General features: G+C 70.0%; 12 protein-coding genes. 9 read left to right on the top strand and 3 right to left on the bottom strand.

Going from position 1 to position 13,509, the window contains the following annotated elements; translation table 11 throughout:
- Positions 1-106 precede the first annotated feature (106 nt).
- The 8 genes from WMF45_RS02705 (at position 107) to WMF45_RS02670 (ending at position 9,396) form a co-directional block, all read left to right on the top strand.
- Entirely contained in the window at positions 107-1,027 is a 921-nt protein-coding gene (locus tag WMF45_RS02705; RefSeq protein WP_437715400.1) for a cupin-like domain-containing protein, read from the top strand.
- Between the two features lie 53 nt (positions 1,028-1,080).
- Complete coding sequence (locus WMF45_RS02700; protein WP_437715399.1) at positions 1,081-2,496, top strand: MBL fold metallo-hydrolase; 1,416 nt, start codon at positions 1,081-1,083, stop codon at positions 2,494-2,496.
- Positions 2,497-2,577: 81 nt separating this feature from the next.
- Entirely contained in the window at positions 2,578-2,787 is a 210-nt protein-coding gene (locus tag WMF45_RS02695) for an MbtH family protein (RefSeq protein ID WP_437715398.1), read from the top strand.
- Between the two features lie 13 nt (positions 2,788-2,800).
- Positions 2,801-4,027, top strand: coding sequence for an MFS transporter (locus WMF45_RS02690; RefSeq protein WP_437715397.1), 1,227 nt, complete (start codon positions 2,801-2,803; stop codon positions 4,025-4,027).
- 103 nt (positions 4,028-4,130) lie between these two features.
- Positions 4,131-5,375: a 50S ribosomal protein L11 methyltransferase gene (locus WMF45_RS02685; RefSeq protein WP_437715396.1), complete on the top strand. Its 1,245-nt coding sequence runs from the start codon at positions 4,131-4,133 to the stop codon at positions 5,373-5,375.
- A gap of 45 nt (positions 5,376-5,420) precedes the next feature.
- Positions 5,421-6,818 carry a hypothetical protein gene (locus WMF45_RS02680; protein ID WP_437715395.1) on the top strand — a complete coding sequence of 466 codons (1,398 nt, stop codon included), beginning with the start codon at positions 5,421-5,423 and terminating at the stop codon, positions 6,816-6,818.
- A 72-nt stretch (positions 6,819-6,890) separates the two neighbouring features.
- Complete coding sequence (locus WMF45_RS02675) at positions 6,891-8,480, top strand: MBL fold metallo-hydrolase (protein ID WP_437715394.1); 1,590 nt, start codon at positions 6,891-6,893, stop codon at positions 8,478-8,480.
- 76 nt (positions 8,481-8,556) lie between these two features.
- Complete coding sequence (locus WMF45_RS02670; protein WP_437715393.1) at positions 8,557-9,396, top strand: aspartyl/asparaginyl beta-hydroxylase domain-containing protein; 840 nt, start codon at positions 8,557-8,559, stop codon at positions 9,394-9,396.
- Positions 9,397-9,524: 128 nt separating this feature from the next.
- Here WMF45_RS02670 and WMF45_RS02665 read toward each other — a convergent pair whose 3' ends face one another.
- Complete coding sequence (locus WMF45_RS02665; RefSeq protein ID WP_437715392.1) at positions 9,525-10,325, bottom strand: GNAT family N-acetyltransferase; 801 nt, start codon at positions 10,323-10,325, stop codon at positions 9,525-9,527.
- Between the two features lie 330 nt (positions 10,326-10,655).
- Between WMF45_RS02665 and WMF45_RS02660 the strand changes: the two genes are divergently transcribed.
- A complete protein-coding gene (locus WMF45_RS02660) occupies positions 10,656-11,924 on the top strand; it encodes a glycosyltransferase (protein ID WP_437719483.1) in 1,269 nt (422 codons plus the stop codon).
- A gap of 51 nt (positions 11,925-11,975) precedes the next feature.
- Here WMF45_RS02660 and WMF45_RS02655 read toward each other — a convergent pair whose 3' ends face one another.
- Together WMF45_RS02655 and WMF45_RS02650 are read right to left on the bottom strand one after the other, a co-directional pair.
- Positions 11,976-12,620: a hypothetical protein gene (locus tag WMF45_RS02655; RefSeq protein WP_437715391.1), complete on the bottom strand. Its 645-nt coding sequence runs from the start codon at positions 12,618-12,620 to the stop codon at positions 11,976-11,978.
- An 84-nt stretch (positions 12,621-12,704) separates the two neighbouring features.
- Positions 12,705-13,220 (bottom strand): hypothetical protein, encoded by a 516-nt coding sequence (locus WMF45_RS02650; protein ID WP_437715390.1) that lies wholly within the window; start codon positions 13,218-13,220, stop codon positions 12,705-12,707.
- Positions 13,221-13,509 lie beyond the last annotated feature (289 nt).

Raw genomic sequence — 13,509 nt, 5'->3', positions numbered from 1 at the left:
AGACCATCACGAAGCACCAGCCGACGGAGGCGCCGGGTGCGCAGCTCCCCGCGCGGGCAACGTCGTTTGCATTCGTCACGTCGTGTAACCGCACGTAGGTATTCGCATGAACGCAACAGCTCGGGAATCGCAGTTCACCAGTCACCAGCGTGCCCTCCCCATCGAGCGGATCGAGCGGCCTTCCCAAGACCATTTCCAGAGAGAGTACGTGGGCAGGAGCCGCCCTGTCATCCTGACCGGCATCGCCGGCCGCTGGCCCGCGGTGACGCGGTGGTCCCCGGAGCACTTCCGGGACCGCCATGGGCACCACCGCGTGGTGGTCGAGCGCAGCCGCCTGGCGACGCCCTCGAACGACCCGCTCACGTACCTGCGCAACCGCTACTACGCCGAGGAGGAGCTCGGCGCGCTGATCGACGTGATGCTCTCGGGGTCGCAGCCGCCCGGCGCGTACTACATCACCTATTCCAACATCTTCGAGAGGATCCCCGAGCTCCACGCCGACATCGAGCCGCTCCACCAGACGCTCGCCATGCCCGCCTATCTCCCCACGTCCTTGAAGGCGCGGCTGTCGCTCCGCCCCGGGTTCTGGCTCGGACCCGCCGGAACCGTCTCGCCTGTGCACTTCGATCGTCACGAGAACTTCAACGTCCAGGTCACCGGCCGCAAGGTATGGACGCTGTTCTCACCCGAGGAGTCGCGGCGGCTCAACTACCCGGCGCTGGAGATGCCCTCGGTCATCTTCAGCCCCATCGACGTCGAGCAGCCCGACGCGCAGCGCTATCCGCGCTTCGCGGGGGCGCAGCGCCATGAGGCCACGCTCGAGCCCGGCGAGGTCCTCTTCATCCCCGCTGGCTGGTGGCATCACGTCCGCACCCTCGAGACGTCGATATCCCTCAACTTCTGGTGGTGGACGCTCGCCGCGTTGCGGACCACGGCGCGCGTCGAGGCCTATTTCGTGCTGCAGCAAGCGCGCAAGCTGTTCGAACGGAACGAGATCGCGACCGCCGCCAGGATGCCCATGAAGTGATCTCGCCCCGCTCGGGCGACGACGCGACGACGCGACGACTACAGGAGAACGAGATGATCTGGACGCGCGATGTTTACGTCGAGGTGATCCCCTCTGCGGCGAGCAGCAGCATGCCTATCGAGCTGATCCTGCAGACGATCCTCGGCGACTGGCTGGAGGCGAAGTTCGACGCTCCCCGGTGCCAGCAGGCGCTCGTCGACGCCATGCAGCGTCATGGCCTCGACGAGCGGCATTTCCGGCCGGAGGCCATCGAGCGCGGCGAGCGCCCCGCGACCGAGGGCCTCCTCTACCCGAAGAACAAGGGCTGGAAGCTCATTTTCGCGAACCTCCCCGACGGCAGCGTACGGCTCATCGACATCGACGACGGCGCGCTGACGAGCTTCGCCGACGGCGTGCGGCGCGCCGCCGAGAGCGGCGACGCGCGCGACTTCACGGGCGCCTGCGGCTTCCTCGACGCGCCGCTACGGGCGATGATCGAGCCTCGGCCCGGCGCTCGGGTCCCCGGCTGGCGACGCTTCGCGGGGCCGGGCATCCACCGGCGCGAGCACGCTAGCCTCGTCATTCAATCGTCGACCACGCGCGTGCTCATCGACCCGATCTACACGAACGCCTCGATGCCCTGTATGCCCGAGGCCCCCCTCGACGACGACCGCGCGTGGGACGCCATCCTCATCTCGCACGGCCACCTCGATCACTGGCACCTGCCTTCGCTGCTCTGTAGCGCCGGCCGTGCGCAAGCGCCGATCCTCGTGCCGCGCGTGCCCCGCACGAGCTTGCTCACGCAGGTCGATTTCGCGACCGCGCTGTCGCTCACGGGCCTTTCGGGGCGTTCATCCCGCTGGGGCGATCGCGTGACCATCGGCGACATCGAGATCGAGGTCCTGCCATTCTATGGCGAGCAGCCCAGCCCGCGGGCGCCAGGCGTCGAGCCGGATCTGCGCAACTGGGGCAACTGCTATCGCCTCGACACGCCCGAATTCTCGGTTATCGTGCTTGCCGACTCCGGCGAAGACGCCGACGGGTGCATGCTCGACGTGGTCCGGGCCTCGGTGGCGCGGCGCGGGCCGGTCGACGTCGTGCTCAGCTGCCTGCGGCGCCTCGACTGCCCTTTCGTCAAGGAGGGCCTGCCGCACTACTGGGCGACGCTGCCCTTCGGCCAGCTCCAGGCGCTCTATGATGAGCGCGAGGCCGGACGGCTCCCCAGCGCGTCCGCCGGCGCCGAGGGCGCCATCGAGATCTGCAAGGCCGCGGGCGCGCGCTACTTCCTCCCCTATGCGAACGGCTTCGCCGGCGTGGGCCGCGAGATACCGGACATCGGCTGGGGCAGCGGCGAGCCGTCGGAAGCCGACCGCCTCGCGTTCATGCGCGCCGCGTTCGAGGCCGACGCGGCGCGCGCCGAGGTGGTCGCGTGGACGCCTGGAGACTTCGCCTCTTTCGCCGACCGCGAGCTGCGCGTGCGGAGGCCCTGAGCGCGATCCCCCTCGGAAAACCCAGCCGGCGCGCGTGAGCGCCGGGCGAGCAGAGAGAACCCTAGGAACCGCAGGTACACCATGAGCACGACGGATCGAGAGAACAGCAGCGACGAAGCCATCTATCGGGTTGTCGTCAACCACGAGGAGCAATACTCCATCTGGCCTGCAGACCGGGAGCTGCCGGCGGGCTGGCGGGACGGCGCCAAGGTGGGGCCGAAGCAGGAGTGCCTCGACCACATCCATCTGGTCTGGACCGATATGCGCCCGCTGAGCCTGCGAAGCCGCTGAGAGAACGTGGAGCATGAGCAAAGCGAGCAGAGCGGCTGACGCCCCGGCGCTGTCGGCCCTGACCCACCGCGACTTTCGCATCTTCTGGATAGGGCAGTTCACGTGCCATATCGGGGACTGGATGCTGGTCGTGGGCGGCGGCTGGCTCACCGCGCAGGTGACGAGCTCGGCGACGACGATGGCGATGGTCGACAGCATCGCCACCCTGCCGATGATCCTGCTCATGCTCTCGGCCGGCGTAGTCGCCGATCGCTACGAGCGCCGCAAGGTGATGCTCGTCGCCCAGGTGCTCTTCGTCGCGCTCTCGCTGCTCGGGGCGGCGCTGGTGGCCGCCGAGCGGGTCACGGTCGGCTTGATGTGCGTGTGGTACCTGCTCCTCGGCGCGATCCTGTCGCTCAACGCGCCGGCCCGTCACGCGCTGCTCGCCGACCTCGTGCCGCCGGAACACCTCGCCTCCGCGGTGAGCCTGCGCGGCGCGGCGTTCCACGCATCACAGCTCGTGGGCTCCGCGCTCGCGGCGGCGCTGCTCGCGGTCGCGCCGCTCTACTGGATCTTCATCGTCAACGCGCTCACGTTCCTGCCGCTCATCTACTGCCTCCTCGTGATCCGCCCCCGGGCGACGCACGCGCAGAAGAACGCCGGGATGGGCGTCTCGGTGGCCGCCGGCCTGCGCTACGCGTGGCGGAGCCGCCAAGTCCGTGCCTTGCTCGGCGTCATGGGCCTGGTCTCGGTGTGCATCCTCCCCTTCTCCCATGTCTTCTGGCCCATCTTCGTGGAGCAGGCGCTCGCGGGGTCAGAGCTCGATCTCGCGCTGCTCACCTCGGGCTCAGGGCTCGGGGCGCTGCTCGGCTTCCTCGCGTTCTCGTGGGTGGGGGAGAGGGGGCGCCTCGGCGTCGCGCTGGGCTCAGGCGCGCTCATCGCGTGCGCCCTCTGGGGCCTATCGCTCACGTCGAGCCGCACGGTCGCCGCGGGGCTCGCGGCGCTCATGGCGTTCGGTATCGGGCTGATGCTCGGCGCCCTCTCGACGCTCCTCCAGCTCGCCGTGTCGGACGAGATGCGCGGGCGGGTGATGGGGTTCAGCGAGGTCACCCTCTTGGCGATCGCGCCGCTCGCGTCCATCACGGTCGGCGCGGGCATCGACGCGCTCGGCCTGCGGGAAACGATGCGCCTGGCTGGGCTGTGCTGCCTGCTCCCGGTGACCGTGTTCTTGCTCTTGCTGAAAATGCGCCGCTCGCGCTGAGCGGTGGAGACCAGGGCGGTCGACTCGCCTGCGGCAAGGCAGCAGAAGGATTCGCGACGTCATCCACACACTCTCTCGTCCACGCGACGAACAAGGTGCCCAATTGATTCACGAAGACATCACCCTGGTAGTATCTCGGTCGGTCCTGATCCAGCTTGACGGCGACGGGCAGTTCATCGCGTCGAACTCGGTCTCACGCGCGCCCTGCCCCGTCGGCGACGCCGAGCTCGCGGTGCTGCGCGCGTTCGCGCGCCCGGCGCCGCTCGCGCGGGCGCGCGGGGCGGTGTGCCGCGAGACGGGCATGGCCCCGGAGCAGTTCTTCCGGACCTGCGAGCGGCTCGCCCGCGACAACATCCTCACGCCGGTGCGGGCCGACTTCCGCGCGGACGACGCCGCCTACGTGCCGGCGAGCGCGGGCTTCGCCTCGTTCGCGCTCCAGCACTGGATGCTCCGCGACGCGACGCGCGTCACGGCCTACCGTTCAGCCATCCAGACGCACGTGCGCGACAAGGTCGTTGTCGACGTCGGCTGCGGGACGGGGATCCTCGGTCTCTTCGCCGCGCAGATGGGCGCCCGCAAGGTCTACGCGATCGAGGAGAGCGCGATCGCGACCCTGGCGCGCGAGATGATTAGGGCCAACGGCGCGGAGGACCGCGTGTCGCTGCTGACGGGGAACAGCAAGGACATCGAGCTGCCCGAGCCCGCCGACGTCATCATCCACGAGATCCTGGGGATCGACCCCTTCTTCGAGAATGTCATTCCGTACATCGACGACGCGCGCAGGCGCTTCCTGCGCGGCGGCGAGGGGCGGCTCATCCCGCACCGGATCGACCTGTGCTGCGTGGGTGTCGAGTCCGAGTTCGTCCCCTCGATCCGCGAGCGCGCGGTGCTGGAGGCGCGCGAGTTCGGCCCGATGTACGGCCTCGACTTCTCGCCGTACCTCCACGTCCTCGAGCACGCCCAGGAGATCTCGCAAGACACGGATTTTCCGCGGCGCGGCAGCGACTTCCGCGAGTCGTTCTTCCCGCTCGGCATCCTCTCGGAGGAGTGCCTGCTCCGCACGATCGACCTCAATGGAGATCTGGTCGCGCAGTCGACCGGTGAAACCCGGGCGACCATGAGGATACGCACGGACGGGCGGATCGGCTCGCTGCTCCTGTTCTTCCGCGCGCACCTCGACGAGCGCCTCCAGCTCACGACGTCGCCCTACGCGCCGCGCACCCACTGGGGCTGGGCGATCCGCGATCTGCCCAAGGCCTTCAACGTGAAAGCCGGCGACGACCTCGATCTCCGCGCGGCCATCTCGACCTTCGCCGGACGCCAGCTCATGCAGGTCCACCTCCGCTAGGCGGGTCCTGGCCCTCCCCCCTCGCAACCTGATCAGGATAGCACCATGACGCATTCGCTTGATCTCAGCAACGTAGACGCACTCTACACGTCCGGGTATTTCGGCCCGCCCGCGCTCGCGGAGCCCGAGTTTTACTGGATATCCCTGATGGGCTCGCTGCTCGGCTACAGGGACGGAGAAGGGCGGCCGCTCGGTGAGGAGATGGCGCCGTCCGAGGTCCAGCGCGGCGTGCCCATGGAGATGCGCGAGTGCCCCTATGCAGGCAGCCGCCAGAAGCACCGGAACCAGATGAACGTCTCGTCGCTCCGGCAGTTCAGCGCCTACTGGCCGGCGGTCGTGGGGGGGCTCGCGGTGCTCCGCGAGGAGTACCTGCGGCACGCGAAGCGCGAGGGCGATGGGCGCATCACGCTCATCGACCTCTGGAAGTTCAGCCGCACCGGCATCGCGCTGCCTGCGTGGCTCCTGCGGCGCGCGCACGCGCCGCTCGCCGACGGCGGGATCCCGCCGGTATCGTCGATCATCTACCGCATGATGCTGGGGGTGAATCGCGTCGCGCACCTGCAGCTGCTCATGATCAGCGCGACCGGGGTCGAGAGCCCCGAATGGGCGCAGCAGCCGGCGGCGCTCTACGACTACACGGATGGGAACGACCTCTTCATCGGCCTGAACTCGGTTTGCGCCGGCTCCCGCCCGATGATCGAAGAGACGTTCCGCGTGCTCCTCGGCGGCGATCCCGGCCCGAGCGCCGATCGGGCGCCGATGCGCGCGCTGGTCGACAGGCCCTTCCTCGTCTACGCGGGGCTGCTCCACCTCCTCGAGGTCCAGAAGTACATCTTCGGCGCCAGGGCGGCCTCGGCCCTTCAAGACCTCGTGTGGAAGACGACGCGCCCGGGCGGCGCGGCGCCCTCGCTCCTCGGCGCCGCGCTCAAGGCGTTTCAGGAGCGCATCGCGGGTCAGGTCAGCTCGCTGGCGCAGGAGGTCGCTTTCGCGGGCGAGGCGATTCGAGACGTGATGCTCGCGCGCATCGAGGGCTTCCGGGCCGAGCTCCACGACGACTACCGCGCGACGAGCGGCGACGAGGGGCTGCTCGACGAGATCGTCCGCGTCGAGCGCGCAGCCGCGGGGGAGCCGGGCGCCGGCCGCGTGCTGGAGCTCCTCGGCGGGGTGGACGCGCCGGACGCCGACACCGTCGCTTTCGTCAGCGCCCTCGTCGACTATCTCCGCCTCGAGCGCGGCCACATCGCCGCCTTCGAGCTGCTCCAGAGGCGCCTCGATCGAGCCCTGGGGCGCCCCTCGCCGCCGCTCGTGCTCGGGGGCGACGACATCACGAAGGCGTTCGGCCCGAAGCTCCGCGATTTCGCCGCCGAGCACTTCGGCCTCCGGATCGTCAATAGCGCCACGAGCACGACCTTCCACCAGGGTGGACGAGAGCTACGCCTCTGACGTCTCCGAGGCCGAGGGCCGCGCGCCCGCGTCGCGGCCCGCGCAACACCCTTTGATCGAGGCTGGATGACCATGCCGCAACCCGCGCTCTACTTGAAACCGAACGTCGCCGTCGAGCCGCTCTACAACCAGTGGTACGCGTGGTGGTACCTCGTCGCGCCCGCGACGGCGCCGCTCTTCGTCGCCAACCACCACGTGAAGATCATGCGGTCCTTCGTGGCCAACCCCGCGCTGCACGTGGCGGCGCTCAAGAACCCGGCGCTCGCGGGCGGGCCGTACATCAATTACGGACCCGAGCGGGCGGGCGAGGTGAAGGCGCTGCTCGACCGCACGCTCGCCGAGCACGCGCCCTCGCTCCGCTTCGCCGAGGCGGTCGCGGAGCTCCACCGGCTGCTCAACGGCGCCGATGGCCATTCTCTCGAGGAGCTCTACGCCCGCGTCCCGGATGTGCTGCGGGGCTACGTCGAGCTGACCTACGATCTGAACAACCGGGCCTCGCCGCGCTTCTTGGAGTCGCTGCTCTACCGCAGCCCGCATTGCTCGGAGTCGTCGCAGAGCCTCTCGCTCCGCCTGCTGCAGGGCGACGTGCGGCCGTACGTCTTCAGCACGCCGCGGCTCGACACCGACGCCGAGACCGTCCATATCCAGCGGCCCTTCCGCGGCGGGGCGCTCGGCGCGCTGCTCGCGATGGTGCGCACGCCCGGGTCCGTCGGGGCTGCCGCCGAGGCGCTCGGGGTCGCCCCGCGCGACGCCCGCGCGTTCGCCGCGCTCTTCACGGAGGCGCCGCCGCGCCCCGCGTCGAGGTTCGACGGGCCCGGCGTCCGGATCCGCTACTTCGGCCACGCGTGCGTGCTCGCCGAGACGCGCGCGGTGAGCGTCCTTGTCGACCCGGTCGTCAGCTACGATGTCCCCTCGGAGCTCGCGCGGTACACGGCGCTCGACCTGCCGGAGAGGATCGATTACGCGCTGATCACGCACGGTCACGCCGACCACCTGATGCTGGAGACGCTGCTCGCGCTGCGCGACCGGATCGGCACGATCGTCGTCCCCGAGGGGGGCGGCGGCCTGGCCGACCCGTCGCTCAAGCGCTTGCTCCAGAGTGTCGGCTTCCAGAGCGTCATCGCGCTCGGAGAGCTCGATTCGCTCGATATCCCTGGCGGCGCCATCACCGGTCTGCCCTTCCTCGGCGAGCACGCCGACCTGAACATCCAGGCCAAGCTCGCGTACCACGTGAGGTTCCAGGACCGCGCGCTCTTCTTCGCGGCCGACTCGAAGGTCATTGAGCCGCGCGTCTACGATCACGTCCGCAGCGCGCTGGGCGATGTCGATGCGCTGTTCATCGGCATGGAGTCGGAGGGAGGGCCGCTGAGCTGGATGTACGGCCCGCTGCTGCCGGCCCCGCTGGCGCGCAAGATGGATCAGTCCCGGCGGCTCAACGGGTCGAACAGCCAGCAAGCCGCCGAGCTCGTCGCGCGGATCCATCCGGCGCGGGTGTTCGTGTACGCGATGGGGCGCGAGCCCTGGCTGGGGCACGTCATGGCGATGGGGTATCACGACGACTCGCCCCAGCTCGTCGAGGCGCGCAAGTTCATCGCGCACTGCCGCGAGCGCGGCATCGACGCGAGCCTGCCCTACGGCAAGGGCGAGCTCTTCCTCGATTGAGAAAGACCCGTTGGCGACGGAGCGAACCCCAGGCCGCACCGAGATCGGTGCGTCGCTGACAACCCAGGAGAAACCTATGCCATCGCAGATATCCAACGACGGACTCCACGCCCTTGTCCCGCACGTCGAGGCGCTGCTCGACCGCCTCCGCGGCGGTGACCCCACGTCCTTGCTGCGGCTCGAGCGGTGCATCGCGACCGCGCTTGGCCGCCTGCCGGTCCCCGAGCTGCCGCCCGGGCAGAAGCCCGCGAAGTTCTTCTATCCCGGCCTCTCCTCGAAGCCGTGGCACGCCCCGGAGGACAGCCCCGCGCTGGCCGCGTTGACGGGCAAGCTCGAGGCGAGCTGGAAGGAGATCCTCGCGGAGTACGAGCGCGCAACCGGCGACGCCTTCGAGCCCTACGAGCCCGGCCGGTTCGCCGAGGTGAAGGCGAAGGACTGGAAGTCCATCTTCGTGCTCCGCAAGGCCGAAGGCCTCGATCGGATGCGCGCCGATCTCTTTCCGCACACGTCACGCGTGCTCCGGGAGGCAGGCATCCACCCCAAGGCCGAGGCCCTGTTCTCCGTCATCGCGCCGGGCGTCCACGTGCCCGCGCACCACGACGCGTACGTCAATACCAAGCTGACGTGCCAGCTCGCGCTGAAGATCCCCGCGGAATGCGGGATCCGCGTCGGGGGCGTCGAGGGGAGGTGGACGGAGGGCAAGTGCGTCGTCTTCGACACCACCTTTGCACACGAGGTCTGGAACCACGGGGCCGCGCCGCGCGTCGTGCTCTTCTTCGATATCTGGCACCCCGACCTGAGCGCGCGAGAGCGCGAGGCCATCCTCGCGATTGAGGACCTCCTGGTGAGCGCCGGTGTGCTGGGCGCGCCGCCGCCGGTCGTCACGTCGCCGCGCGCGGACGCCACGCCGGCGTGAGCGCCCGCCCCGCCAGACGGCCGAACGAGCGTGGGCACCGGGCGCGGGTCCTCACGACGACGGCGAGCTCCACGACGACGGCGAGCTCCATGGACGGCCGAGCGAGCGTGGGGACCGGGCGCGGGTCCTCACGACGACGGCGAGCTCCACAGGTACGGCGTGGTGGTGGAGACGACGTGCATCCCCAGCCGCACGAGGATCGGGCGGCTGTCCGGCGAGGCGTCCACCTGCAGGTAGCGCAGCCCGCGCTCGCGGGCCTGGGCGGCGCGGCGTGCGACGAGGCTGCGGTAGATCCCGCGCCTGCGCCACGCGGGCAGCGTGCTGCCGCCCCACAGGCTCGCGAACTCGGTGCCCCGGTGGAAGCGCACCCACGCCGCGCAGACGACCTGCCCCTCCGCCTCCGCGACGTGGATGGACAGCGCCGACGGGTCGGCTCGCTGCTCCTGCCGCAGATCGGCGATGAGCCACGCCGAGTCCCCGCCCGTCACCGCGAACTGCAGGGCGGCGATCCCGTCGAGCGGCTCGCCGCTGTCCAAGCAGCGGAGGGTGACCCCCGGCGGCGGCGCCGCGCGTGCCGTCGCGGCGGCGACCTCCGCGACGTCCCCGAGGACCAGCGCCTCCTCGTCCTGGGCCTCGAGCCCGGCGGCGCGCAGCCGCGCGCCGAGGTCCGCGGGGCGGTCGTGGCCAAAGGTCTTCCACTCGAAGGGTCGCCCGAGCCCGGCGAAGTACGAGACCTGCTCGGCGATGACCCCATCGGCCGTGTCCTCGTCGAGGTCGGTCCATTGTACCCCGCATCCCCATGTCAGATCCGGAGGCGACACCCACCTCACCACAGGTCCGACCCGCTCGACGCGCCATCCCGCGTGGGGCGGCGAGAGGTCACGACGCATCTGGGCGTCGAATCGTGCGAGCGTCTCGGCGGTATTCATGGCGGCCATGTTGGCATACCGGCAGTTGCGGGTCGCGGGAATTGCATCGTCGACGGGCGACGCCGCGCTCGCGTCGTGCTCCGCGCTGCCGGCGTCATTTCCTCCTCAGGGAGGCGCGCGCCTCGCCTCGATGCCACGGTGATCCTGAGCCGGCACCAAAGCACACATTCTATCCTTGTGATTCCTTGTGATTCCTTGTGATTCCTTGTGATTCCTTGTGATTCCTTGTGATTCCTTGTGATTCCTTGTGATGACGTTGCGAACATCGTACTATTGGGACATAGCTCGAAAATGGTAACTGCAGCTGCCGAACGGAGCGCGCGCACGATCGTGCTCTTGGCCATTGGAACGCGCGGCGACATCCAGCCGGCGCTCGCGCTCGGAAAAGGGCTCAAGGCGCGCGGCCACCGGGTCCGCGTCCTCGCCGGCGCCAACTTCGTGCCTTGGGTAGAGCGCCACGGGCTCGAGGCCGCGCCGACGAAGGTCGATATGCAGGCCGTGATGGAGAGCGAGCAAGGCAGGGACTGGGTGGAGCGCGGGCACAGCCCGCGCGCCCAGAAGGTCGCGATGGTGCGGCTCATCGAGGAGCTCGGCTGGGACCTCATGATGGATGCGCGCGACGCTTGCCGGGACGCCCACGTGATCGTGAGCGGTTATGCCTCATCCATCGAGGCGACGTCCATCGCCGAGAAGTTCGGGCTCGCGCATGTGTGTGCGCTCCTTCAGCCCGCCATGATCCCGACCCGCAGCGGGTGGGCGGTCTTTCACGCGCCGCTGCCGGAGCGCACGAGCGCCCTGAATTTCCTGTTCAGCAAGGTGTTCCTGGAGCGCGTCGGCTGGGGTTTGCGGGGCGCGCTCGTCGCTCGCTTTCGCCGCGACGTGCTCGGGATGAGGCCGCAGTCGTTCAATGCATGGAGGGAGGCGTTCGGGAGGGCGCTGGTCCTTCATGGCTACAGCGGTCACGTCGTGCCGCATCCGCCGGATTGGCCGGCCAACCTCCACACGACCGGCTACTGGTTCCTGGACGAGCGCGGCTGGGAGCCGCCGGCGCCTCTCCTCCGCTTCCTCGACGCCGGTGAGCCGCCGGTCGCCATCGGCTTCGGGAGCATGACGGGCCGAGACGCGCGGGCCTCGACGCGGCTCCTCGTCGATGCGGTCGTGCAGAGCGGGCGGCGCGCGGTCTTGCTCTCCGGCTGGGCAGGGACCGGCGGCGCGGAGCTCCCGGCGAGCGTCTTCGCGATCGACGCCGCCCCTCACGAGTGGCTCTTCCAGCGCACGGCGGCCGTCGTCCATCACGGCGGCGCGGGCACGACGGCGGCCGGGCTGCGGGCGGGCGTGCCCGCCGTCGTGGTGCCGCACAGCGGCGATCAATCGCTCTGGGGGCGGCGGGTCCATGCGCTCGGCGTGGGCCCCCGGGCCATTCCGAAGCTCAAGCTCAGCGCTTCGGCGCTGGCGAGCGCGATCCGGCGGGCCACATCCGACCCGGAAATGCGCCGGCGGTCCGCGCAGATCGCCGCGAAGATCCGCGAGGAGGACGGGATCGGCGCGGCCGTCGCGCGGATTGAAGCGTACCTCCGGACCGGCGATCCGACGCGCTGAGCGAGCGGGCCCGAGGACGGCCTCCACATCGGCCATTTCAGCTGGCATCTCTCAGCAGGCCGCTTGCTCCGCGTGAGGCCGCCCCCGGTGCAGCCGGTGCACCCGGCGGCGCGACGACCACCGGCGGCTCGGCCGCCCCCGCTCGTCCATCCATGAAAGGCGTGGTGCCATGCCACGGCTCGCGGGCGCGCGGGGTTCCTCGGCCGAGAGCCACTCCCCCTCGAGCGACACGCCGCGCGCGTCCTCCCGGACGCCCCGCGCCCGGAGCCACGCCGCGAGCGCCTCGCCGAGCTCGCGCATGCTCGACCAGCGCGACGACGGCTCCTTCCGCAGCCCGCGCTCCACGATCGCCCAGAGATCCGCGTCGAGGCCGCACGTGTCGACGAGCGACGGCACCGCGTCCTGCAGCACCGCCCGCAGGCCGTCCAGCGCGTTCCTTGACGAGAACGGGGGCCGGCCCGACAGGAGCTCGTACAGCATCGCGCAGAGCGACCAGATCTCACGAGCGTCGCCGAGAGCGACCTCACGCCGAGGCCGCTCCTCGCGGAGGGCGGCGGCGAGGTCGCCGTCTCCAGCGCGGCGGGACAGCCGGACGCCCACGTCGAGTGGACCTGGCTGCTCGCGCTCGCGGCGCTCGGCTTCGTGCTCTTCGACGTCTGGTATTTCACGCGCGTGCCCCAGCCGCTGCGAGGCCACGACAGGCCCGCAGCCTGAGCGCTGCTGCGGATCAGCTGAACGACCGCCAGGGCGCCAAGGCCGCACCGCGAGGGGCCAGAGGCCCTACCCGGCGATCTCGGCGGATATTGTCCTCGTCTCGATATCGACCCACAGCTGGAACCCCCCGGCCTCCAGCTCCTTCGCGTAGAAGATCTTCGGGTAAAGCCGACCGTTGAGCCTCATTCCTCGTTTGCAGCTCGCCACGATCGCCGCCCTGGTCGCGGCGAACAACCTTGCCACGCTGGTCTTCTTCGCCACCGGGCGGATCGTGACCTGCTCGAGATCCTGACCGCGCTGGCGCGCACCGGCGAGCTCGAGCAGATTTGCGGCCTCACGGTCGACGAACCCCCAGTCCTGCTCGCCGGTGGGCGCCCTCCCCGACGCCAGGTACACCAGCTGATAGCCGCCTCTCAGATACTCGTGAGCCGCGAGAGGGCTCGCTTCGACGACGGAGAGCGCCGCGCCGCCGTGCGCGCCCTCGAAGCGCTGGAGCACGAGGTGCGCCTTGTGAGAACGAGCGACGTCGGTGATCGTCTCGAAGAGCACCACCGTCGGAATGAACGCCTCTATCCTGGGCATGCGGCACCTCCAGGGGTGAACGCGTTGTCGATCTCCGAGATCTGCGTGATAGAAGCGCACCACCGGCGCACGCGGCTCTCGTCGGTCGGCCAGCAGAGGTCCCGCCCGTCGATGTCGCGTCTCTCATGGGCAGCCCGTCTGCATCGACGGAGATCCTATCGGTCGCCCATCGTGGCGATGGTAATCTGAAGACCAGGAGGTCGCCAATGGTCTCGCGCACACCTGCGCCGCCGCCGCTGGCGGCCTGCATGCGGGCGAGCTCTGTCCTCGCCCACAGACCGATGGACGG

The sequence above is a fragment of the Sorangium sp. So ce448 genome (assembly GCF_051520915.1).
Taxonomy (GTDB): Bacteria; Myxococcota_A; Polyangia; order Polyangiales; family Polyangiaceae; genus Sorangium; species Sorangium cellulosum_B.
Note: the sequence above shows the minus strand (reverse complement) of the source record. Positions and strands in the feature narration are given on the sequence as shown.